Annotated in this window: 25 protein-coding genes; all 25 read right to left on the bottom strand. The window is 64.5% G+C overall.

Features of this window, described 5'->3' with window-relative positions; translation table 11 throughout:
• Positions 1-21 precede the first annotated feature (21 nt).
• The 25 genes from GWG65_RS14300 to flgA all read right to left on the bottom strand — a co-directional run bounded on the left by GWG65_RS14300 (position 22) and on the right by flgA (position 22,937).
• Positions 22-504: a rod-binding protein gene (locus GWG65_RS14300; protein WP_275196204.1), complete on the bottom strand. Its 483-nt coding sequence runs from the start codon at positions 502-504 to the stop codon at positions 22-24.
• Positions 501-920, bottom strand: coding sequence for a hypothetical protein (locus GWG65_RS14295; protein ID WP_275196203.1), 420 nt, complete (start codon positions 918-920; stop codon positions 501-503). Before GWG65_RS14295 ends, GWG65_RS14300 begins: the two co-directional genes overlap by 4 nt.
• A gap of 6 nt (positions 921-926) precedes the next feature.
• Entirely contained in the window at positions 927-1,679 is a 753-nt protein-coding gene (gene fliR, locus GWG65_RS14290) for a flagellar biosynthesis protein FliR (protein WP_247389717.1), read from the bottom strand.
• Positions 1,676-3,757, bottom strand: a complete 2,082-nt coding sequence (gene flhA, locus GWG65_RS14285; protein ID WP_275196202.1) for a flagellar biosynthesis protein FlhA — start codon at positions 3,755-3,757, stop codon at positions 1,676-1,678. The genes fliR and flhA overlap by 4 nt, the downstream gene beginning before the upstream one ends.
• A gap of 77 nt (positions 3,758-3,834) precedes the next feature.
• Positions 3,835-4,101, bottom strand: coding sequence for a flagellar biosynthesis protein FliQ (fliQ, locus tag GWG65_RS14280; RefSeq protein ID WP_275196201.1), 267 nt, complete (start codon positions 4,099-4,101; stop codon positions 3,835-3,837).
• Positions 4,102-4,103: 2 nt separating this feature from the next.
• The gene (gene flgD, locus GWG65_RS14275) at positions 4,104-4,517 is read right to left on the bottom strand and encodes a flagellar hook assembly protein FlgD (RefSeq protein WP_148738809.1); all 414 of its coding nucleotides are present in this window, start codon (positions 4,515-4,517) and stop codon (positions 4,104-4,106) included.
• A gap of 14 nt (positions 4,518-4,531) precedes the next feature.
• Complete coding sequence (gene flbT / locus GWG65_RS14270; protein ID WP_275196200.1) at positions 4,532-4,942, bottom strand: flagellar biosynthesis repressor FlbT; 411 nt, start codon at positions 4,940-4,942, stop codon at positions 4,532-4,534.
• Entirely contained in the window at positions 4,942-5,286 is a 345-nt protein-coding gene (gene flaF / locus GWG65_RS14265; RefSeq protein WP_275196199.1) for a flagellar biosynthesis regulator FlaF, read from the bottom strand. Before flaF ends, flbT begins: the two co-directional genes overlap by 1 nt.
• A gap of 64 nt (positions 5,287-5,350) precedes the next feature.
• A complete protein-coding gene (locus tag GWG65_RS14260; protein WP_275196198.1) occupies positions 5,351-6,397 on the bottom strand; it encodes a flagellar hook-associated family protein in 1,047 nt (348 codons plus the stop codon).
• Positions 6,398-6,400: 3 nt separating this feature from the next.
• Positions 6,401-7,876, bottom strand: coding sequence for a flagellar hook-associated protein FlgK (gene flgK, locus GWG65_RS14255; protein ID WP_275196197.1), 1,476 nt, complete (start codon positions 7,874-7,876; stop codon positions 6,401-6,403).
• 34 nt (positions 7,877-7,910) lie between these two features.
• The gene (locus GWG65_RS14250; protein ID WP_275196196.1) at positions 7,911-9,152 is read right to left on the bottom strand and encodes a flagellar hook protein FlgE; all 1,242 of its coding nucleotides are present in this window, start codon (positions 9,150-9,152) and stop codon (positions 7,911-7,913) included.
• An 83-nt stretch (positions 9,153-9,235) separates the two neighbouring features.
• Positions 9,236-9,817 carry a transglycosylase SLT domain-containing protein gene (locus GWG65_RS14245; RefSeq protein ID WP_275196195.1) on the bottom strand — a complete coding sequence of 194 codons (582 nt, stop codon included), beginning with the start codon at positions 9,815-9,817 and terminating at the stop codon, positions 9,236-9,238.
• The gene (locus tag GWG65_RS14240; RefSeq protein WP_275196194.1) at positions 9,768-11,081 is read right to left on the bottom strand and encodes a flagellar hook-length control protein FliK; all 1,314 of its coding nucleotides are present in this window, start codon (positions 11,079-11,081) and stop codon (positions 9,768-9,770) included. Before GWG65_RS14240 ends, GWG65_RS14245 begins: the two co-directional genes overlap by 50 nt.
• Positions 11,078-12,268 (bottom strand): chemotaxis protein, encoded by a 1,191-nt coding sequence (locus GWG65_RS14235; RefSeq protein ID WP_275196193.1) that lies wholly within the window; start codon positions 12,266-12,268, stop codon positions 11,078-11,080. The genes GWG65_RS14240 and GWG65_RS14235 overlap by 4 nt, the downstream gene beginning before the upstream one ends.
• On the bottom strand, positions 12,265-13,626 hold the full coding sequence (locus GWG65_RS14230) for a MotB family protein (RefSeq protein ID WP_275196192.1): 1,362 nt from the start codon (positions 13,624-13,626) through the stop codon (positions 12,265-12,267). The genes GWG65_RS14235 and GWG65_RS14230 overlap by 4 nt, the downstream gene beginning before the upstream one ends.
• Positions 13,627-13,632: 6 nt before the next feature.
• Positions 13,633-14,325 carry a hypothetical protein gene (locus GWG65_RS14225; protein WP_275196191.1) on the bottom strand — a complete coding sequence of 231 codons (693 nt, stop codon included), beginning with the start codon at positions 14,323-14,325 and terminating at the stop codon, positions 13,633-13,635.
• The gene (gene fliF, locus GWG65_RS14220; RefSeq protein WP_275196190.1) at positions 14,322-15,947 is read right to left on the bottom strand and encodes a flagellar basal-body MS-ring/collar protein FliF; all 1,626 of its coding nucleotides are present in this window, start codon (positions 15,945-15,947) and stop codon (positions 14,322-14,324) included. The genes GWG65_RS14225 and fliF overlap by 4 nt, the downstream gene beginning before the upstream one ends.
• A 303-nt stretch (positions 15,948-16,250) precedes the next feature.
• Positions 16,251-17,162, bottom strand: a complete 912-nt coding sequence (locus GWG65_RS14215) for a flagellin (RefSeq protein WP_275196189.1) — start codon at positions 17,160-17,162, stop codon at positions 16,251-16,253.
• A 274-nt stretch (positions 17,163-17,436) separates the two neighbouring features.
• Entirely contained in the window at positions 17,437-18,342 is a 906-nt protein-coding gene (locus GWG65_RS14210; protein WP_275196188.1) for a flagellin, read from the bottom strand.
• A 243-nt stretch (positions 18,343-18,585) separates the two neighbouring features.
• Entirely contained in the window at positions 18,586-19,326 is a 741-nt protein-coding gene (fliP, locus tag GWG65_RS14205) for a flagellar type III secretion system pore protein FliP (protein WP_275196187.1), read from the bottom strand.
• Positions 19,323-19,766: a flagellar basal body-associated FliL family protein gene (locus GWG65_RS14200; RefSeq protein ID WP_275196186.1), complete on the bottom strand. Its 444-nt coding sequence runs from the start codon at positions 19,764-19,766 to the stop codon at positions 19,323-19,325. The genes fliP and GWG65_RS14200 overlap by 4 nt, the downstream gene beginning before the upstream one ends.
• Positions 19,767-19,808: 42 nt before the next feature.
• Entirely contained in the window at positions 19,809-20,504 is a 696-nt protein-coding gene (gene flgH, locus GWG65_RS14195; RefSeq protein ID WP_275196185.1) for a flagellar basal body L-ring protein FlgH, read from the bottom strand.
• Complete coding sequence (locus GWG65_RS14190; protein ID WP_275196184.1) at positions 20,505-21,266, bottom strand: MotE family protein; 762 nt, start codon at positions 21,264-21,266, stop codon at positions 20,505-20,507. It lies immediately after the preceding gene.
• Positions 21,267-21,333: 67 nt separating this feature from the next.
• Positions 21,334-22,464, bottom strand: a complete 1,131-nt coding sequence (gene flgI, locus GWG65_RS14185) for a flagellar basal body P-ring protein FlgI (RefSeq protein WP_275196183.1) — start codon at positions 22,462-22,464, stop codon at positions 21,334-21,336.
• Positions 22,461-22,937 carry a flagellar basal body P-ring formation chaperone FlgA gene (gene flgA, locus GWG65_RS14180; protein ID WP_275196182.1) on the bottom strand — a complete coding sequence of 159 codons (477 nt, stop codon included), beginning with the start codon at positions 22,935-22,937 and terminating at the stop codon, positions 22,461-22,463. The genes flgI and flgA overlap by 4 nt, the downstream gene beginning before the upstream one ends.
• Between the last annotated feature and the right edge of the window lie 6 nt (positions 22,938-22,943).

Genomic DNA, 22,943 nt, shown 5'->3' with positions numbered 1-22,943 from the left:
CGTCACCCATCCTCAGATCCATCATCCGCCCTTGCCCGAACCGTCCAGAACGGCCGGATGCGCAGCGGCGAGCTGCCTGGCAATGCCGATCCCCTTGCCCTTCGCAAGCTGGTTGCCGAGCTGCTCCGCAAGCATCGACTTCCAGACGCTGCCGGCGGTCCCCTTGCCGAAGACTTCCTCCGACTCCTTTGGCAACATCGTCTCGACAAAGGTCTGGAGAATGAACGCCTCGAACTTGCGGTAGACCTCGCCCGAGGCCGGCGCCTTGATCACCTGCACCGGCGCCGCGGCGTTCGGCAGCAAAGGCTGTGCATCGGCCGTCTTTGCCGTCGACGGATCGCCGGCGGCCCTCGCGGCCTTACCGACCTCGGCATCCATCGTGGCGGCAAAATCGGCATCCGGGGATTTCAGTGCATCGAGCTTCGCGGTCGCCGCGCGCTGCGTCACGGGATCGGCGGCCGCAAGGACGTCGAGAACGAGGTCGGGTGTCGCGGTCACGATCATGTCTTTTTCCGGTTGGCTGGCCGTGGCGTCCAGTCGCGCACGGCGGGGCTTTTGCCCGTCATCTCCTCGAGCGAGCGCTTCTCCGCGTCGCGAAGCTTGTCCGCGAGCGCCGCTTTCGCGACCTGCTCGAGCTGTTTCACACGGCGGTTCTCCGCGCGGACCTGGTCGAGCTGCTGAGCGGCTCGGGCCTGCAGGGCGCGTGCGCCGATGCTCGTCCTGGTAAGGCGTCGCGCGATCGATTCGCTCGACGAGCCCGCCGGCAGCTCGCCTTCGTTCAGAGCTCCGACCAGCCAAGCCTGTTCGTCGTGCAAGCTTCTCTCCTCCTGGCGCAACTGCGCCAGCTGCCATTCGGACAGCCGAAGCTGAAGCTTCACGAGCGAGACGATCCGGCCGAGCTTGTCCGCGCGTGACGTCATGGCCGGTCATTCCGCCAGCCACGACGACACGCCGAGCATGAATTGCGTCAGCAGCTCGTCGCTGGTGAGGTAGAGCAGCAGAAATCCGCCGAACAGGACAAAGGGCACCGAAATGAAATAGACGGGAATGGCCGGCGTCAGCTTGTTGATGAGGCCGACCGCCAGGTTGACGATGACCGAGTAGACGATGAATGGGCTGGTAATCCGCAGCGTCAGCACGAACGCCTCCGACAGGCGGCCGACGAGCTGATCGAGTGCCATGCTTCCGCCGATCCTGTCGCCGGGATGCCAGACATCGTAGGAGTTCATCAGCCCGCGCAGGACCTGCCAATGCTGGTCGGTCATGAAGAACAGTGTGGTGACGGCGGCCATGATCAACGGCACCAGGGCCGGTGCCGGGTCGGTGTCACCCACCGGCGTCCCCGGGATGTTGCTGAGGCCGATCGCACTCGCCATCACGGTTGCCATGGTCTGGAGCGCAAGAAAGAACACGCGGCCACCGAGCCCGATGACGCTGCCGACAAGGAGCTCCGAACAGATCAGTAGCGCGAGCGTCAGCGGTGCTGCGTTCTCCGTGAGTGGTTTCAGGACCGCGATCAAGATCGGCGTGAGCGCAAACGTCGTGACCAGCGCGACGAACAGGCGAACCTGGGCCGGAACGTTGACGCTGGAATAGCCGGGCACGAGCATCAGGCAGGCGCCAATGCGGCAGAACACGATGAACGTCACGAGTACGCTGTCGGTGAGGCCGCTGATCACGATATGGCTCCAAGCGGCCTGATCTCGGCGCTGCGCGCAACCTCGACGTGCGACAGGATCGGCAGGGTTGGAAACACCCGTTCGAGAATCATGCGAACGTAGGGACGCGCTTCAGGCGTGACCGCCAACACCACGCTGGTGCCGTTCTCGGTGAACTTCCGGACTGCGGCGCTGGCTTCGGTCGCGAACTGCTCGATCAGACGCGGGTCGGCGTCGAACTCGACGACGTCCCCCTTGGCATCGCGCTTCAGGCTCTGGTGGAACGCCAGATCCCAGCGGTTGCCGAGGCGAACGACGTTGAGCACGCCGTTTTCGGAGAGATCGCCGCAGATCTGCGCGGCAAGACGCATGCGCACATGCTCGGCGACCTGCTCGGACCGCCGCACATGGGGTGCGATTTCGGCGATCGCTTCGAGGATCAGATGCAGGTTCCGGATCGACACGCGTTCGGCTAGGAGGATCTTCAGGATCGCCAGCAGCCCGGAATAGGAGATCTGCGACGGACAGATGTCGTCGACCAGGCGCTTGTATTCAGGATCGAGCCGGTCGAGCAAGGCACGCATGTCCTTGTAGGACAGCAGCTGGGCAAGGTTCGCTCGAAGCACCTCGCTGAGATGCGTGAGCAGAACCGACAGATTGTCGACGGGCTTGCAGCCCTGCCGCTTGACCTCGTCGGTGAAAGCTTCCGTCACCCAGAGCGCCTTCATGCCAAAGGCGGGCTCGATCACCTCTTCGCCGGGGACATCGGGGTTGCCATCCTTGTCCACGAGCACCATCACCTCGCCGAGCCGCAGCTCGCCATGGGCGACGCGCGTGTCGTGGATACGGATCTGGTAGCTCTTGGGATCGATCGACAGATTGTCGGTGAGCTTGATCTCGGGAATCACGAAGCCGTATTGCTTGGCGAATTTCTTGCGGATCTTGCCGACACGGTGCGCAAGCTCGTTGCGCGAACCCAATAGATGAACCGAAAGGTGGCCTCCGAGCGACAGCTCGATCTCGGCGGTCTTGAGCTGCTCCTTGACGGATTCCTTGGCATCGCTCTGCGCCCGCTCGTCGGCCTTGAGCGCCTCCTGTTTCCGCTCCCGCGCCGCCTGCCGCTTCGGCAACGAGTAGCCGACGAAGGCCATAACACCTCCGAGCAGCACGAACGGCGCCATCGGCAGCCCCGGCATCAAGGCGAGCACGAACATCATCAGCGCCGCGGCCGACACCGCGCGCGGATAGCCGCCGAGCTGCCGCAGCACTGCCTGCTCCGCTGACCCCCTGGTGCCGCCCTTGGAGACCAGGAGGCCCGCCGACAGCGACACGATCAGCGCCGGCATCTGCGTGACCAGACCGTCGCCGACGGAGAGTTTGGTGTAGACGTCGGCGGCGCGTGCAAGGCTGAGGCCGTGATGGGTGACGCCGATCACGATGCCGCCGAAGATGTTGATCGCGGTGATGATCAGGCCGGCGATGGCGTCACCGCGGACGAACTTCGAGGCACCGTCCATGGCGCCGAAGAACGCGCTCTCTTCCTCGAGCTCGCGGCGCCGTCGCTGGGCTTCCTTGTCGTCGATCAGGCCCGCAGAGAGGTCCGCGTCGATCGCCATCTGCTTGCCGGGAATGGCATCCAGGGTGAAGCGGGCGCCGACTTCGGCGATACGCGTCGCACCCTTGGTGATCACGACGAAATTCACCGTGACCAGGATCGCGAAGATGATCAGCCCGATGACGAAATCGCCGCCCATGACGAATTTGGAGAAGCCGGCAACGACGTGGCCCGCGGCAGTTTCCCCCTCCCCGCCGCGCGACAGGATCAGGCGTGTCGTCGCGACGTTGAGGGCGAGCCGCAGGATCGTCGCGATCAGGAGCACGGTCGGGAAAGCCGAGAAATCGAGCGGCCGCTGGATCCACAGCGCGACCATCAGGATCAGCGCCGACAACGCGATCGAGAAAGCGAGCCCGAGATCGATCAGGATTGGCGGGATCGGCAGGAACAGGATCGTGAGCATGGCCACGATACCGCCGGCAAAAAAGGCGTCGGCCCCCAGTCGTCGCGGGGTCGGCAGGCTAGCAGCTAACGTATCGGCCATAGGTCACCGGCAGAGGGTCCCTACCTAATCTGCCGCGCAAAGCTTACGCGAGGGTGGTGGGCCGGCGGCCCCTCGGATCAGAAGCCGCGTTCGATATGCGAATAGACCATCTCGGTGAAAGTGGAGAGATGCGCACCGATGAAGGAGCCGGATACGGCAACGACCAGGAGAATGACGATGATCTTCGGAACGAAGGTCAGCGTCACCTCCTGGACCTGGGTCAGGGCCTGAAGCAGCGCGATGATGGTGCCGACCAGCATTGCCGCGCCGACCGCAGGGCCCGAGGCGACGATGATCGTCCAGATCGCCGCCTGGACGATGTCGAGGGCGTCCCGCTCGTTCATGGCTAGCTGAGCGTGAGGCCGGGTCCGATCGCGACCTTCGTGCCGTTCTCGAGGGTCGCAATCGAGCCGTCGCTGTTGATGGAGACCGACGCGATCTTGCCGGTGAAGCTCGCTCCGGTCGAGTCGGTGAAGCTGACGGTCCGTCCGATCAGCCCGTCCGCCTGCGACAACGCCTGCGAGGACAGCAGCGCATCGAGCTTGGTGTTGGTCTGCATGGCCTGCTCGACCGTCGAGAGCTGGGCGAACTGGCTCATATATTGCGAGGTGTCCATCGGATTGGTCGGATCCTGATTCTTCATCTCGGCCACGAGGAGCTGAAGAAACGTATTGTAGTCGACACTGTTGCTCGACGTGGCCGTGGGAGAGCCGGTCGAAGTGGTCTTGCTGGTGGTCTCGGTCGCGCTGGGAACGTTCATGTGCCTCTCCGCTGTCAGGCAGCCTCGAATGGGGAATCGATCGCGGCGCCGGCCAGAATTGCCTGCTCCACTGGAAACAACGCCCTGATCCGCTTGAGCGCCTCGAAATAGCGGGTCGAGCCGACCAGCTCGTCGATCGCGGTCAGCCCGTCCAGCATCTCGCGGTTCTCGCACAGCGCCAGAAGGGCGGCGTGATGCGGCCGATAGAGCGCCATGGGATCCCGAACATCGGTCGGATTCATCAGCATGAGCTGGACGACGAAATAGAGCTGCCGCATCGCCGTGGTGGCGTCGCAAGCCTGCATGACCTGCCCTTCGAGCAGAAACATCACGTCGTTGACGAGCTCGATGGAGACCTTGCGGTCCACGCGCAGCACCGCGCCGTTGATGTAGATCCGTTCGCCCGCCCGCAAGGATACCTTCATCAAAGAGCGTCTCGGATCAGGCGGTTGATTTCGATGAGCTGCACCACGTCGTTCGATCTTTCCTCGCGGAGGCGATCGGCTTCCTTGACCACCCACAGGCCGATCGAGATGATGTCGGCGCGCAGCTTGTCGGGAAGCGCGTTCTCGGGATGAGCGAGATCCTCGATGAAGATCGTCCACAGCCGCCGGACATAAAGCAGGCTCTCGACCAGATCCTCGAGGCTGAAGCGCCCCTTCTGGAGCCGCTCCAGCCGGTCGATGCCGAGGGTGAGCGCGTGCCGCTCGCGCCCGCGCGCCTCCTGGCCGCTGTCTTCGACGACCGCTTCATAGGCTTCAAAAGTCATCAGGACCACTCTGCACGGGAAACCGAAGAACAAGACAAAGGTTACGAACCAAAGGAGCCTTGGTTCAGAGATAGTTGATAAGGCTGATCTTCTGGAGCTGCGACGTCAGCGCGAGCGCGGTCTGGATCTGAGTCTGCAAGGTGTTGACGCGCACCGACGCTTCCGCCGGATCGACCTTCTCCATACCGACGATCTGATTGTTCAGAATGTCCTGCTGCGTCTTGAGCTTGTCGGTTGCAGAATTAATCCGCTGCTGGACCGTGCCGACGCTGCCGCCGAGCACAGCGAGGTCAGTGATGGCGTTACCGACGAGACCGATGGCCTTGTCCACGACGACCTGGAACGTCGTCTGGTTCAGGTTCGCGTTCCCGAGATCCGCCATCATGGTGTAGGCCTCGGCGAGCTTGCGGAAGCCGGTCTGGTTGGCGCTAACGGACGTATCGGCGATCTCGGTCGTGGAGATACGGCTTTGCATGACCTGGTCAGTGGCCGTTGACCAATTGGTGTTCCAGGCCGGGCTCGCGAACTCCGCATCGAAGGTGGTGTCGAGGAAGGTCTGCATTTGGGCCGGGGTAATGCTGCTCACGCTGGCCGAGGATTGCGAGAAGCCGAAGGTCGCAAGGAAATCGGCGTCGACCTGATTCTTGCTGGCCGAGCCCGCGGTGTAAGTCGTGATCGGCGTGTTCTGCGTGTTGATGCCCGAGAAAAGATACGAGCCGTTATAGGAGACGTTCAACGCGCCGATCAGATCCTGGAGGTTGGAGGACGCGGGCGGCAGGATGACTCGGCCGCCACCGTCCGTACTGCGGGCCGCGATCAGGTCCTTGAGGAAGGACGTTGCGGTCGTGTTGAGCTGGGTTATCCGGTTCTGCGTCACGTCCAGGCGTCCCGAGACGAGGCCGTTGGTATCGACCAGCTGATCGGCGAAGCTCAGGTCCGCCCGCAGGGTGAGATCGCCTCCCGTCGTGGCACCAAGCTCGAGGCCGACATCGGCGAAGCGGCCGGTGGTAGCCTCCTTCGACGCCTTGCTCAGCGCAGCCTGGTTGTTCGTGATCGAGGACCTCAACGACGAAGACAGCATCAAGGTCGAGATGTAGTTCGCGCTCATCATGGCTTAATTCCCCACGGCGGCCAGCAGGCTCTGCAACATTTCGTCGACGGTCGAGATGATCTTCGACGACGCCGAATAGGTGCGCTCGACCTGAAGCATCAAGGACATCTCGTCGTCCATGTTGACGCCGCTGACGTTCGACAGCGCCGCGGTGCTGCGGTCGAGCAGTGTTTTCTGGTAGGTGACGCTGGAGTCCGCGGCCTTACGCTGGTTTTCGATCCAGCTCGTCGACGACGACGCGAAGTCGATCAAGCTGCCGCTCGGCTTGCCCTGCGTGGTTGCATCGAACGGCTGTGACGCATCCATGCCACCGATGAGCTGCTGCAGCCGGGCCGAGTAGCCGGCGTTGCCGGCGGTGTTGTATTGGTATGCGACGTTGCCGCTGATCGCGCCGTCGCGCAGCAGATCGGGATTGCCGCCCTGCGCCGGATCGACCGACGCCGCAACGCTGATCAGGCCGGCAAGGCCCACTGAGACGGTGGCGCTCGCCGGTATCGTCGGCGCGCCGGGATAGGTGAAGAGGCCGGGCACGTCGGGCAGCGCCGCGCCGGACTGATCACTCTCCTTGAAGGTCTCGATCAGGCCACGCGCGATTTCGTCGAGCTGGCTCTGGTACGTGACCGTCGCATTGTCTCGCAATCCGGCGAGGCCCGCGAGCTTGCCCGACTTGAGTGGCATCACTGAATTGGCGCCGGTCACCGGTACGCCGTCGATGTAGACAGCATTGCCCGTAGTGCCGGCCGTATAGGCGTTGGTGGGCACGAAACTCACCGTCCGCGCCGTCTTGTCGAACAGAACCACACCGCTGTCGGCATAAAGCGCCGCGTCACCGTTGGTGCGGATCGACATCGTGACGCCGAGCTCTTGCGAGAGCTGGGAGACGATGCTGTCGCGCTGGTCGAGGTAGTCGGTGATGTCGTCGCCGGAGATCGTCCCCTTCATGATCGCGGTGTTCACGGTCTGGAATTGGGAGAGCAACTGATTGATGTTCTGAACCGACGTTTTCATGTCGGCATCGGCGCCCTCACGGACCGACTGCACGGTCTGGGTCGCCTGGTTGAGCGCGATCGCCATGTCCTTGGCGGACGTGACCGCCGCCTGCGCCAGCGTGGTATTGTCCGGGGCGTTGGCATATTGCTGGAGCGCCTGCTTCAGCTTGTTGAGCTGGGCGGTGGGCGACTGGTCGAGCTCCGGATCGTCCACCGTGGCAGATGCGATCTTCTGGAGACCGTCAAAGATCGCGCTCTGCTTGGCCGACGACGAGGTCGCGATCAGGACGTTGTTGTAGAGACCCGAGCTGGCGGCACGCTGGATCGCTGCGACGTAGACACCGGCATTGGGCAGGTTGTCCAGCACGGCAATCTTGCGCGAATAGCCGGCGGCGCTGGCGCCGGCGATGTTGCGCGAGATGGTCGAGGACTGGATGCCCGACGCCATGAGCGAGGCGCGGGCGGAATCGAGAGCGGCGGTAAGGGACATGGCTTGCTCTTGCCCGGGATGAACGCTTGGGGGTTCAGCGCTTCAGGTTGACGACGACGTCGAGCAGATCGGCGCCGGTCTGGAACGATTTCGAGTTCGCGGTGAAGCCGCGCTGCGCCTCGATCATCGAGGTCAGCTCGTCGGCGAGATCGACATTCGAATCTTCCAGCGCGCCCGACTGAATGGTGCCGAGACCACTCTTGCCGGCGACATCGACCTGCACCGTCCCTGAGTCCAAGTTCGTCGAGTAGACGTTGCCGACTTCAGGGGTCAGATGATCCGGGCTCGGCACGGTGGCGAGCGCGATCTGGAAGCTCGGCAGCTGGGTGCCGTTCTGGAGGACCGCGGTGACCACGCCCTTGCTGTCGATATCCACCTTCTCCACCGCTGATGGGGCGTTGCCGTCAACCGTGGCCTTGAAGTCGAAGCTGGAGGCGACCTGTGTCATCGCCGAGAGATCCATCGTGAAGGGGAAGGTCGAACCGCCGGAACTGGGAACTGGGAACGTTAGCGACTTCGTGCTCGCTGCAGCCAACGCGCCCTTGCCGACCGACGTCGTGTCAAAGGTGAACGTGGTACTGCCGGTTGGTGCAAGCAGTGTCCCTCCCTGGTAGACCTGGATATCCCAGGTATCCGTCGCGGTCTGGGCAAGATAGACGTCAAGCGTCACGGCACTGCCGATATTGTCGTAGGTCACCATCGACGTCTTCGACGTATAGTTGGTCGGGCTGGCCGGCGCCACAAGGTTGGCGGTGCTCGGGGCCGGGGCCAGATTGGCCGCGACCGTGGCCTTGGTCGAGGCCGAGGCCTGCAGCGCCATCTGGTTGACGTTGATGACCTGCAGGTTGCCGAAACCGTTGGCGGAAGTGTTTGGCACGGCACCGTTCTGGATGTTGTAGCCCATCAGCTGGAAGCCGGCCGTGTTGACGAGGTTGCCGGTGCTGTCGGGCACGAAGGCGCCGGCGCGCGTCAGGAAGTTGTTGCCGTTCGGATCCTGCACGACGAAGAAGCCGTTGCCCTGGACGGCGAGATCTGTCGTCGAGGTCGTGAACTGGAGATGGCCGGCATCGGTGATGGCGTAGCGAACGGTCGTCTCGACCGCGCCGGAATCGTAGTTGCCAGAGCCGCTCTTCAGGATCAGCGAGGAGAACTCGGTCGAAGCCCGCTTGTAGCCGGTCGTGTTGACGTTCGCGATGTTATCCGAGACGGTCGACAGCTTGTTGGACTGCGCGGACATCCCGGATACGCCGGTGCGCATAACACCATACAGGCTCATGAATAGGACTCCTTCGGTAGGTTGCAGTTACAATGATGGTTCTTGCTTGCGCGAGGCTGATGGTAAGGAAATAATGCACAACTTCATGTCGTCTGCGCCTGGCAGAACGAGCGCGCCTTGTCGGTCCACGCGCCGAAGCCGCTTGAGACGAGGTGCGCGACGATGTGGCAGACATAGCGCTTCTGCGCCGGCTGGTTGTTGGGGCCCGCATTGTAGCGGGCCACCGCCATGGTCCAGCTACCCTCGCGCTGCTTCAGCTCCTTCAGGAAGCGCGCCGCGTAATCGACATTCCTGGCCGGATCGAACATCGCCCGCACCGAAGCGAACTTGTCGCCATGGTAGTAGTGGTTGATCTGCATGCAGCCGAGGTCGATGAGCTTGATGCCCTTGCTTCGCATCGCTTCGAAATTCGCGATCGCGTCCCCCATGTCCTTGGCGAACACCGTCTGTCCCTCGGCGCCGAGCGCGTAAGGATAGAGCGCACCGCGACGCCCGGTCTCGGTCAGGCCGACCGCATAGAGAATGCCGAGCGGAATTCCGTGCTGCCGCGAGGCGCGCGCCATCTCGCGCTCGCAGGGGCGTGCGCCGTCGGTGGCGGCCTGCGCGGCGCCGGCGTTACAGATAAACAGGGCCGCGACGAAGATGCGGCGCCACGTCCTGGTCATGACGCGTCTCCTGATTGGTTTGGCGCTCTTGCCGCGCTTGCTTGGCTCCGCCGTCCGATTGCCCGGGCGATGTGCTCGCGCCGTCGAACGTGGCTTGCGACTGCGGCGATTGCTGTTGCTGGCCAGAGAGCTGCGGCTGCGACTGGCCGGAGCCAGACTGGAATCCGTCCAGCGAGCCGTGCTGGACAGGTGCGACCTCGGCGACATAGCCCGCCGACTGCATGAGCTCGCGGATCGAGTCGCGCTGCTGGTCCAGCATCTGGCTGGTGTCCTTGCGTTCGGCCGCAAGCTGGACGGAGACCTCCGTTCCGACGAGACGAAGCCGAACGGTGACGTTGCCAAGCGCCGGCGGCTCGAGATTGATCGTAAGAATCCTCAGTGGCTGATCGGGTGCGTTGGCCTGGGACGACGTGAGATCCGGCGCAGCGGACGCCACCGGTGCAGGCGCCCCCTTCAGCTCCGACACCACCGCATTGGCGACCTGTTGGGTCGCGCTGAACTGCGCCGGCGGCAGATGCGTCTCCTGCTGAACCACCGTGACCTTGGTCGCTTCGGGCAATGCGTCCCGCGCCGACACCTTTGCGGCGCGCTCCACACTGGCCGTGACCGCTTCGAAGCCGGGCGTGGTGGGCATCGCCCTCGGCGAGGCATCGCTGCCCTCCTGCGCGGCCGCCGATTGCGGAGCCGCGACCTGCGGACGCGAGCCGGATGGAGCGGAGGCACCGAGGTCGGTCGCCGCCCCCTTCGCCATGTTCACGCTCTGAACGTCGCGTTTGGCTGAGGACTGTCGCTCGTCCCGCGCGGAGGTGTCTTTCTTGTCGCCCGCTGGCGGTTGTATCTGCGGCTTCATGGCCGGCATGGCGGCGAGGTCCTGCCCGACGATCATGGGAATGCTCGATCGGCTCTGGATGTCGGCCTTCGCGACCTGGTCGACCGGACTCTGGTCTTCCGACGACTTCTCGGACGATTTGAGCTCCTCGACCGCCTCGGTGCGCTCGTGTAGCCCCTCGTCCTTCGGCTTGCCCTTCTCGGCCGGATGCACGAGATGCGTGCGCAGCGCTGCGGCTTTCACGGTCGCGTCGCTGCCTTCATCGGTCAGCGCCCGCTTCGCGAGGTTCGAGACGGTGTGGAGCAGATCGTTAAACGCCGCGTCTCCGGAGGATTTCCCCCCGGCATTCTTGCCGGCGCGCGACGTCCCGCGCACGCTGAGGCTTTCGGCGAGACCTGAGAAAAGCTGCGCGGAGGTTCCGTTGAGCTTGGTCATGGTCGTCGGTCCTTGGTGAGGAGTTCCAGTTCGCTGAGCTGCTTGCGGCCACGCGCGAGCGTCGCGGTCGACGACGCGAGGTCGAGACGCGCCGGCGTGGGCGGAGGCTTGTCGGCCGTGGCGCCGGCTGACGCGCCCGCGATCGGCTTGCGGACATCGAGCGCGAGCTGGATCGTTGCATTTAGAAGCGGAACGTCGCGCTCAGGCAGCTTCGAGCGGTCAAGCGCCTTCAGCTCGGCGAGTCCACCGTCATATTCGTCCGTGAGCGCGCGCGAGACGCCGCGGAATAAATGTGCGCGCTCGCGGTCCGCCGTGGCATCGGCGCTCAGCGCCAGCGCCCGCTCCCCGGCGAGCCGGGTCACGGCCAGTCGCCCGCGGAGCATCGCGGCGCGGGCAATCACGAGATAGAGCTTGAGGCGGCTCGCGCGATCGATCTGCTCCAGCAGGGTGCCGATCCGCGCGAAGCGACGGTCGTCGAGGGCCAGGCTCGATTGCGTCAGGCCCGAGGAGAAGCGCTGCCAGAAATCGCCTGCATAAATGGAATTGCGGTAGTGGCGGATATAGGCCAGCGTCAGGAACTCGAATTTGTCGAAGTCTTCGGCCTGCCCGACCAGCAGGATCTCGCGCCGCAGCGCTGCCTCCTCCACGAGCGTACCCGGCAGCAACAGACGGGCGTCGTCCAGGCGCTCGATCGCGAGCGATGCCTCGGAGCGCGCGAACAGCGCGCCCTGGACCAGTGCGACCTGCCCGCCCAGGCCCGATGGAATGGTGCGCGGCTTGACGTCCTTGAGCAGTTCGCGGGCTTCGTCCTGGCGACCCTCGACATAGGCCAGCGCGCCATTGAGCAGCCGCTCGTCGACGTTCAGCTTGTCGCGCGGCAACTTGCGGACGATCTGCGGCGCGCCGCCGCTGAGCAGATAGATGACGACAGCCTGGCCGTTCTGCGGATTGCTCCAGGCGCCCGCATCGGCGGCGAGAAATTTTTCGCCGATCTGCCTGATCAGCGCGATGTGGCTGCCGTGCGCCGCCGTATCGCCATTGGCGATTCCGTCCTGCACTGCCTGCAATGCACGGACGAGCTCATAGGGTTCGACCGATGCCGGCGCAGGCTCGGCAATTGCGCGTGTCGCGCTGAGCGGCAGTACCATCAGCAGCAGTAGCACGGCGCTAAGCAGCAGCCTGATCAAGAACGCTTCTCCCGGATCAGGATCTCGATCCGGCGGTTCTGCGCGGCGGCGGGATCGTTCGGGAGTTTCGGCCGGCGGTCGGCGTAGCCTTCGACGTGCTCGATCCGCTGCGCATCGACGCCGGAGCGGACCAGCATGTAATAGGCCATCTGGGCACGGGCGGTCGACAGCCGCCAATTGTCGTAGGTCTCCGACCGGTACGGCCGATTGTCGGTGTGGCCGCGGACGATGATCGGGCCCTGGCGCTTGGTCAGCAGCGGCCCGATCTTGTCGATCACACGGATCAGCTCGGGGCGCGGTTCGGCTGAGCCGACCGCGAACATGCCGAAGCTCGCATCATCGGTCAGGCTGATCAGGAGACCTTCCTCGACCTGACGAACCTCGGCCACCGGTCCCGCGCCGGTCTTGATGTCCGACAGCGCGTCGGCGATCTCGGCCTGAAGCTGCTTGACGGTCGGCTGCTGCGCCTGGCCGGCTTCGCGCGGATCGGCGTCCTTCGCGGTATCGGCAGGTCGCGATTGGGCCGTGGCGTTGGCAGGCGTGTTGGCTTGTGTGTTGGCAGGCGTGTTGGCTTGGGCGCCCGGCTGAGCGTTCGCCTGGGCGCTGCCTTCGCGCGAAGACTGCGACGGCGCGGGTCCGGGCGGCAGCAGCGGGGACATGCTTGCGGACGACGCCTCTGGGTTCGGATCGACGCTTCCGCCGGCATCGTCCGATTTTGCACGGCGCGCCTGCGGCTCGCCCTGACTTGTACCGGCCGGATTGTCGCGCGCGGAAGCATTTGGCTTCGGCTCGTTCTCGATGATGCGATCGGCATCCTTGGAAGCTTGCGGAGCAAGCTTCCAATAGCCCGGGTCGAATGGATCGCGGTAGGCGTCGCCACCCTTGAGACCGTCTTCTTCCGCAGACGCCAGGGCGCCGGCGCGCCGCTGGCCCGAGGCCTGGTTCGCGCTATTGGCGATCTCGGCCAGCGTGGCGTAGGGATCGCGAAACAGGACCTTCTCTTCGTAGAACGGCGGCTTCTCCGCCGTCGGCGAGTCGCCGCGGCGCTCCTCGCTCGGCCCGCCCGGCTGACGCTTTCCGTCCTGGCCTTCGAATGAAGACGGCTCCTTCTTGCTCAGGTCCTTGAGGCCTTTGGGAGCGGGCGCGTTTTCTGAGAGCTTGATCGGATTGAAATAGCTCGCGACCACCTGCTTCTGGTCCTGGTTGAGCGCGTTGATCAGCCACATGACCAGGAAGAATGCCATCATCGCGGTCATGAAGTCCGCATAGGCGATCTTCCAAACGCCACCGTGCGCCTTCTCGTCGTCGAAGGCGCTGCGCCGGCGGATGATCACTAGCTCTTGCTTGACCTCATTCATGGCGAACTACCGGCGCGCCTCCTTCAGGCGTTCGGCCCAGGTCGAGATCCGCGTCTCGATCACGGTCTGGTCGGCGACGACGCGAACCTCGAAAGTGTCGGCGGCCTCGTATTCGATGCCCGTTCGCCGGGCCGTATCGAGCTGCGCCCGCACCAGATCGAGCAACTCGCCCGGGCCGGTGATCTTGAACACCGGCACCGGCGAACAACCAGTCAGCGCAGCAATCTGTTCGACCAGGGACCCGATCGCCTTGTCACGCACGGCATCGGCGAGAAACGGCAGCAGGATCCGCGCGACGGAGCTTGCGATGTTGGTTTCGATCTCGCGGCAGGCGGACTCGAAGCCGTTGACGACCGCGACCGCCTGCTGGTCGGACCATTTGGCCCGCTCTTCGCCGAGCCGGATGGCGCTACGAACGCGCTCTTCGGCGAGCTTGGCGTCGCCTTCCGCAAGGCCGGCGGCATAACCGCGGCGATGGGCATCGTCGAGAAGATTGGCCGGCGGGGTTTCCGCCTTGGACGCCGGAGGCGGCGACTGAGGCTGCGGCTGCGGTTGAGCCTGGGGCTGAGACTGAGGCTCGCGCCGGACCTCCTTCGGTCTTGCCGCCGGCTCCTGGGCCTTCGGCGGCGGAAGCGGCTGCGACTTGACCCGACCGTTCGCGTCGAACTGCGTCAGGAGTTTTCCGATTGCCGCGTTCATGCCGCTTCCTCCCGTCGCATCCAGTCTTTAAGGATCGCGGCCGCCTGCGCCTGGTCGAGGCGGACGATCTGCTCCAGCCGCTTCTGCGGTGTTCGCTGCATCTTGCCTTCGAGATCTTCGACGAGGTTGAGCTCGGCCAGATCGCCTTCCGGCAGTGCGAGGGCTGCGGCGGCCTCGAGCTCGGCAGCCTCCGCTGCCTCGGTCTGCTCCTGCTGCGCGCGGTGGGTCAGGATGCCGTTGACCGCGGGTCGCAGGCCAAACCAGACCAGCATCGAGGCGACGGCCAGGATCGTCACCGCGTTGATGACGCTGCCGAGCTGCTTGTTGATCATCTCGACGAAACTGATCGGAGGTACCGGCGCCAGCTCGCGTGAGCCCTCGATGAAGTCGACGGCCGTTACCTGGATCTGGTCGCCGCGCTGCTTGTCCAGTCCGCCGGCCGTCGCCGCAAGCTGGCTGATCTCGGCGAGCTTGCTGTCGACGATGGCCTGGTTGCTCTTGTCGCCGAGATCGGCGACAAGCCGCGTGCGGTTGACCAGCACGGCGATGAAGAGCTTCTTGACTGAATAGCCGTCGCTTACAGTCGTCGTGGTCTTGGATGAGACCTCGAAATTGGTGACGTCCTCTCGGCGCTGCTTGTCTTCGCTGGAGTTCTTGGTGCCGCCGGCATTGACCTGCTGGTCCGGAAGGTTTTGCTGCACCGTCGTCGGCTGCGAGCGATCCGCGTTCTGCGACGTCTCCTTCTCGCGGACGTTCCGGACCGAGCGCTCGGCGCGGTTCTCCGGATCGTAGACGGTCTCGTTGGTCTGCCGCTTGTCAGTCGAGAGCTGCGGGGCGACGCTGACCTCGAAATTATCCAGGCCCAGATAAGGCGTCAGTGCCTTGCGGATGTTCTCCTGCACCATCCCGCTGACCGTCTTCTGGAGGCTCGCCATCTTGGTCGGCGCGGCGCTGGCCTCGTCCTCTTCGGCCAGCAGCATCGAGCCGTCGGCATCCAGCACCGTCACCTTGTCGCGGGTCATGCCGGGGATGGCGGCCGCGACGAGATGGCGGATCGACTGTGCCGTGCGGGCTTCGATCGCACCGTCGGTGCGCAGCACGACCGATGCCGACGGCGGCTGCTGCGTCGCGCGGAACGAGCCGCGCACAGGCATGACGATGTGCACCCGCGCCGCCTTGACCCCCTTCATCAACTGAACGGTTCGGGCTATTTCGCCTTCCAGCGCCCGCAGCTTGGTGACCTCCTGCATGAACGAGGTCAGGCCGAGCGAGCCGATCTTGTCGAACAGCTCGTAGCCGGAATTGGCGCTGGTCGGCAGCCCCTTCTCGGCGAGCAGCATCCGCGCCTGCATGGTCTGACTGGGGCGCACCGAAACGGCGTCGCCGGCCGCACTGACATCGAAGGTGATGTTCTGCTCGCGCAGCGCGGCGCCGATGCGCGTCACGTCCTCACGGCTGAGGCCGGTATAGAGCGATTCGAATTCGGGCCGGCTCAGATAGTAGGCGCCTCCGACGACGGTGACGAGAACGGCAAAGCCGATCAGTCCCAGGGCCATCAGGCGTCGCGGCCCGAGTTCCAGCAGATTGTTGAGCAGCTGCTGTAGCTGCGCGCGGCTGAGCATAAGACCTCGTACCAATGCGAACGTAGATGACACTCCGCTGCGAACCTTGTCTGGAGGTTGCGTGAGGACACGAACGTGTCGGTTCGCCTTCGAGGCGTTGCAGTTTTACAGGAAGCTTGGGCAGCGCAACCGGCTCAATGTCAACATGCAGGCGACCGGGCGCATGGCACGCGATCGGCTGCGGCGTGTTGCATGAAGGCTGGCGTCAGAAGGTCGCTTGCGGGCACGCTTTGGGCCGCTACATCCGCCTATCACGGCGGGGACCGTGCTCCCTGGGGAGCACGGTCATTTCGAACTCGCCGCTTAGTTGCGGAACAGCGACAGGATGCTCTGGCTGTTCTGGTTGGCGATCGAGAGCGCCTGAACGCCGAGCTGCTGCTGGGTCTGGAGCGCCTGGAGGCGGGTGGATTCCGCGTTCATGTCGGCGTCGACGAGCTGACCGACACCACGGTCCACGGAGTCCATCAGGGTCTTGACGAAGTCCGTGTTGGTCGAGATGCGGTTCTTGACGGCGCCGAGATCGGCGGCCGCCGAGGCCACCGAGTTGATCGCGGCCGTGACCTGGGCGATGAAGCCATCGATCGTGGTCTGGTCAGCAGCCGAATCGGTCAACGCGGAGATGTTGATCGTGTCGACCGACGCAGTGCCGCTTACCGTGTCCAGGATGCCGGTCTGGGTGCTGGTATAGAGCGAATAGTTGGCGATCGTCAGCGTGATGGACCCGATGGTGGGCGTGCCGCCGACGCGAGAGAATGACGACACCAGGTTGAAGGTCGCCGGCGTGGTCGCGGTCGCGCTCAGCCAGTTCACCCCGTTGAAGGTCGCCGCATTGGCGGTGCCCTTCATCTGCTGCTGGATCTGGGTGATGTCCGCCTGGATCTTGGTGCGGTCGATACCGGCGGTCTTGGCTTCGACGAGCAGCGCCTGGAGCTTGGTCAGGCCGCCGGTTTTGTCGCCGACAACCGCGGTCAGAGCGGTATATTCGGTATCGACGGTCGCAGCCGACAGACCGAGCGAGTCGGAGACGGCGGAGAGCGCGGCGTTGTCGGCGCGCATCGAGGTCGCAATCGACCAGTAGGCGGCGTTGTCCGAGGCGGTCGAGACGCGCTGGCCTGTCGAGATCCGGTTTTCGGTCGTCTGCAAGCTGGCGCTGACGTTCCGGAGGGTCTGCAGCGCGGTCATTGCTGCGGAGTTGGTGAGGAGACTAGAACCCATTTTTGATGTCCCTTTGGAGATTGAATTGAGATTGGGGACATACCGGGCTTGCACCGGTACGACAGGGCGGCGTCATGCCTTTGGGCCGCGAATATCCGCTTGGAGGGCCCAACCTGTCGTAGCGGCGATGATAGAGGTCGAAGCTTGTGCGAGGCTTGTGGCTCTGTGCCCCGGCTGCAACAGTCGGCCGAGATCGTGGCGTGCGGGCGGCATCACGCCAAACAAATAGGGGCCGCGCTTCGCGAGAAGCGCGGCCCCCCCAATTGTTTGAAGCTTAGCGGAACAGCGACAGGATGCTCTGGCTGCTGTTGTTGGCGATCGAGAGCGCCTGAACGCCGAGCTGCTGCTGGACCTGGAGGGCCGCCAGGCGGGTGGACTCCTGGTTCATGTCGGCGTCGACGAGCTGGCCGATACCGCGATCCACCGAGTCCATCAGAGACTTCACGAAGTCCGTGTTGGTCGAGATGCGGGTCTTGACGGCGCCGAGATTGGCCGCCGCCGAAGCGACCGAGCCGATCGCGGCGGTGACCTGCGCGATGTAGCCATCGAGTGTGGTCTGGTCAGCCGCCGAGTCGGTCAGCGCACCGATGTTGATCGTGTCGACCGACGCAGTGCCGCTCACCGTGTCCAGGAAGCCGGTCTGGGTGCTGGAATAGAGCGAGTAGTTGGCGACGGTCAGGCTGATCGAGCTGGTGGTCGGCACGGCGCCGACGCGAGAGTAGGACGACACCAGGTTGACGGTCGTCGGCGTGGTGGCGGTCGTGCTCAGCCAGTTCACACCGTTGAAGGTCGCCGCATTGGCGGTGCTCTTCATCTGCTGTTGGATCTGTGTGACGTCTGCCTGGATCTTGGTGCGGTCGATACCGGCGGTCTTGGCTTCGACCAGCAGAGCCTGGAGCTTGGTCAGACCGGAGTCCTTGTCGCCGATAACCGTGGTCAGAGCGGTGTACTGAGTGTCGACCGTCGCAGCCGACAGACCGAGCGAGTCGGAGACGGCGGAGAGCGCGGCGTTGTCGGCGCGCATCGACGTCGCGATCGACCAATAGGCGGCGTTGTCCGAAGCGGTGGCCACGCGCTGGCCGGTCGAGATCCGGTTCTGCGTGGTAGAGAGTTGCGAGCTGACAGACCGCAGGGTCTGGAGCGCGGTCATGGCGGTCGAGTTCGTGAGCAGGCTTGACATTGCGAATGTCCCTTTATGTACGCGTTACATTTTCATCAGGGGACATACCGGGCTTTCACCGGTACGGAAGGGCGGCATCATGCCTTTGGACTGAAATGGGTGGGTCCAACCCGCCGTGCCGCGTTGCTAACACGCCGAATCTTGCGCCCAGATTAAGATCGGCTTGAATTCCGCAGCAATATCATATGGTTAATATTAGTTTTTGCTAACCATAACCAGCCGGCCGGCCGACGATCGCGGCGCTCAGGAGAACGAGCGCACCAGTCCGGAGGCCAGCAGATTCCAGCCGTCGATCAGCACGAAGAACAGCATCTTGAACGGCAGCGCGAGGATGGTCGGCGGCATCATCATCATGCCCATCGACATCGTCAGCGTCGCCACGATCATGTCGATCACCAGAAACGGCAGGATGATCAGGAATCCGATCTCGAACGAACGCCTGAGTTCGGAGATCATGAAGGCCGGAATGATGACGCGCATGTCGATGCGCTTGTCGTCAAGCTTCTTGCGGAAACTCTCCGCTGCCAGCGCCTCGAAGGTCTGGAGGTCCTTGTCGCGGACATGGGCCAGCATGAATTCGCGGAACGGATCGGTGATCTTCAGATAGGCCTCCTCCTCCGAGATCTCGTTCTTCATCAGCGGCTGGACGCCGGTTTCCCAGGCGCGATCGAAGGTCGGCGCCATGACGTAGAAGGTCATGAACAGAGCGAGGCTGATCAGCACCAGATTGGCTGGCGTGGTCTGCAGGCCGAGACCGGCGCGCAGGAACGACAGCGCGACGGCAAATCGCGTGAAGCTCGTCACCATGATGAGCAGCCCCGGCGCCACCGACAGCACCGTGATCAGCGCCATCAGCTGGATGATCCGGCCGCTGGTCGAGCCGTTTCCCGGCGGCAGCAGCGAGTTGAGGTCCGGCATCTGGGCGAGCGCCACCTCGGGCAGGACGACCAGAACCAACGCGAGCAGCAGGACTCTCACTCTCACTGGATCACCAATGTCTCGATAATCAATTCGCGCACCTTGCCTGAAGATCGGACATTGGCGCGTTCGGACAGGTCGTCGCGCAGATGCTGAAGCCCGCGCGATCCCTCGAACTGCGCAACGGAGGCCGACCGCAGATAGACGACGATGTCCTCGCTGATGTGGGCGGCGAGAATGCCGGCGTCCTCGTCGCTCATGCTGTCGGTCACCATGGAGGCTTCGACGCGCGCCCAGTTGTTGGCCGGGGCGGCGAGATTGGTCACGATCGGAGACAGCTTCCTGAGCCGCGCGCTGCCGGCGTAGCTCGACGCAATGGGCGGCGCCGTGGGACCCTTCTTCGCGTCGGCGACGCGCTCGGCGGCTGCAAACAAATGCAGGCCGGCTAACGCGCCCGCGCCGATCGCGACCAGCGTCAGGACCACAATGGCGGCGATCAGGCGCATGGCGCTCCCTGCCCCCGCGACGCGGCGTCGAATCCTTGAACCTCAGAACGGCGCAACGGCGTCATAGATCCGATGTCCCCATCCAGGCTGCTGTACGTCCGACAGATTGCCGCGACCGCCATAAGCGACGCGCGCCTCGGCGATCTTCTCGTAAGAGATCGTGTTGGTTCGCGAGATATCACGCGGACGCACGATGCCGCCGACGTTGAGCACGCGCAGCTCCGTATTGACGCCAAACTCCTGCGAACCGCTGATCATCATATTGCCGTTCGGCAAGACGTCGGTGACGATCGCGGCGATCGACAGCTTGATGTCCTCGGTGCGATCGATCTGGCCGTTGCCCTTGATCTGGGTGTTGGTGCTGAGGTTGGCGTTGGTCTGGCCCTTGTCTTGCCATCCGGCGACATCCATCAGCCAGTCGAGCCCGAACTTGATCTGCGAATCGCGCGAGCGGCCGGTCTTGTTGTCGAGCTTGGCTTTGTCCTGCATCGAGATGATCACCGTCACGACGTCGCCAACGCGGCGGGCACGGGGATCGCGGTAGAGGTCGGTGCCGTCGTCCCAGGTGGAGCGATAGCTGACGGGCGTACGCATGCGAGGCGTCACCGGGATCGGGTCGGCCTGCGCCCTCAGGCCACTGCCAACGGGTGACAATTTCGGACCGGTCAGGAGCTCTGCCGGATCATGCGAGCAACCGGCCAGCAACATGAGCAACAGGATGAGGATCGGCTTCTTCATCTACCTGGTCTTTCCGTCATCCACACGACGCATTCCGCCAAGCAGATCGGCGAGGTGTGCCGCGCGTGCCGTATCCATCTCGTTGAAGATTGCGCTCGAGCTTCTCGGGCTGAGCTTGGCGAGCACGGCCGCGGCGGTCTCGTCCGCCATGCCGGCGATCTGGGTGGCCGCGGCGTCCGGCTTCATGCGCGAATAGATCTCGACGACGCTCGCTTCGGCCTTCTTCAGGAAGTCGTCGCGCAGCGCCATCCACTTCTCATATTCGGCCCGCTTGGCCTCCACCTCGGCAATGCGCTCACGGAGCTGGGTCTCGGCCTTCTCCAGCTCCTTGAGCTGCCAGGCCAGCCTTGCATCGACGGCAGGGTCGGCCACGTTGCTGCAGAACAGCGCGACTTCGTTGTCCGCAGGCACGGCGGACTGCGGCGGTGCAGGCTTCGGCGGCGCCGTGACGCTGGCGGGCTTGGCCGGGCGTGCGGCCACGGGCGCCGGCGCCGCTGTCTCGGGAGCCGGCACTGCACCGGTTGTCGCGGGCCCGCCGTCTTCGGCCGCCCAGGCCGTCGCCCGCACCGCCACGGTGTCGCTCGGAAACGACGTGACGTTGCGGGGCTTTTGAGGTCCGCCCGCACGCGCGCGCGCGAAGGAGAGCAGGTTGAGCGGCTTCGACGGCGTCGCCTCATCCAGCGCCAGCACGGGCGACGCGCTCGCGAGCGCAGACACCGCGACCAGGAGGAGGAGTTTGGCTTTGTGATCCAGCTTCAGCATCGGGCCGCGTGCGATTCTCGGTCAAGACCTGAGCATTGAGCGACCAAGCTTGCAGGACGCTTGTGCATCATTGCACGATGACATCGGCCTGGAGCGCGCCGGCCGTCTTGATCGCCTGGAGGATGGCGATGATGCCGGACGGCTTCAGGCCGATCTGGTTCAGCCCGCGCACCAGGCGCTGGAGATCGACACCACTGAGGATCGCCACCTGCGACCCGGCCTCGTTGGCCTCCACCACGGTCTGGGGAACGACCACCGTCTGACCCCGCGAGAACGGCGCCGGCTGCGACACCACGGGAAGCTCGGTGACACGAACGGTCAGGTTGCCGTGCGTCACGGCCACGGTCGAAATTCGCACGTCACGCCCAATCACCACCGTGCCGGTGCGTTCGTTGATCACAACCCGCGCCGGCGTGTCCGGCTCGACGGTGAGTTCGCCGATTTCGGCGAGGAAGCGGACGGGGCCGATATGGCGCGGCTTGGACAGCACGATGGTCCGGAAGTCGCGCTCGAAGGCGATCTGTGCGCGATAGCGGCCGCCGGCGTAGCGATTGATGGCGTCGAGGATTCGCGTGGCGGTGACGAAGTCCGGGTTCTTGAGCTCCAGCACCAGGAATTCCATTTCATGGAGGCTTCCCTGCACCTCGCGCTCGACCAGCGCACCGTTTGGGATGCGCCCTGCGGTCGGCGTGCCCTGGCTGACGTTCTGGGCCTGGCCTCCGACGCTGTAGCCGGCGACCGTGATGGCGCCCTGAGCCACCGCATAGACCGCGCCGTCGGCCGCGCGCAATGACGTCATCACCAGCGTGCCACCCAGCAGCGAGGTCGCGTCGCCGAGCGAGGACACCGTCACGTCCATGCGCTCACCCGGCCCGATCGACGGCTGCAGGTCCGCGGTCACCATGACGGCAGCAACGTTGCGGGTGCGCAGGGTCGTCGGGCGCGGAGGATTATTGGTGCTCGTCGTCTCGTTCCTGACGTTGATGCCCATATTCTCGAGCATCGATTGCAGGGACTGCTCGGTGAACGGAGCGTTACGAAGCGTGTCGCCGGTGCCGTTCAGGCCGATGACGAGGCCGTAACCCACGATCTGGTTCTCGCGCAAACCCTTGATGTCCGCGATGTCCTTGATGCGGACGGCAGCCTGCGCGCCGGCCGCGGAGACGACGAGCATCAGCGCAAGCAGAAATCTGATCATGACCCGTCCACGACCTTGACGGTGCCGTCCGGCTGGACGATGCCCCTGATGATCACGCCGGTATCGGTGTTCCGTATCGGGATAAGCGCGCCGGGGGCGCCCGACTGCATCGCCGAGCCGTAGGTCACGATCGACAGGCCGCTGTCTTCGACCACGACTTTGACCATGGCGCCGCGGGCAACGGTCCAGGGATCCTCCACGGAATTGGTCGGGATCGGCTGGCCCGGCAGCAACGTTCGCCGCGCCATGCGTCCGACGAGGACCTGGCGTCCTTCGATGAACATGGCCACGCCGAGCACGTTCGGCGCAAAAGCGCGCTCGGTGATCATGTCGTCCCTGATCAGCTCGCCGGCGCGAATCGACACCGCCGGCACGGGAAGCCGCCGCTCCTCTGCCGCGGCCAAGCGCGCGGAGACGAGAACCAGCAGCGCGGAGGCCAACCCACGCGCGATCAGGCCCACCCTGTTCAACATCGACAC

Origin of the sequence: Bradyrhizobium sp. CSA207, assembly GCF_029051685.1 — a bacterium.
Taxonomy (GTDB): domain Bacteria; phylum Pseudomonadota; class Alphaproteobacteria; order Rhizobiales; family Xanthobacteraceae; genus Bradyrhizobium.
This window is presented reverse-complemented; position numbering and strand designations above follow the sequence as displayed.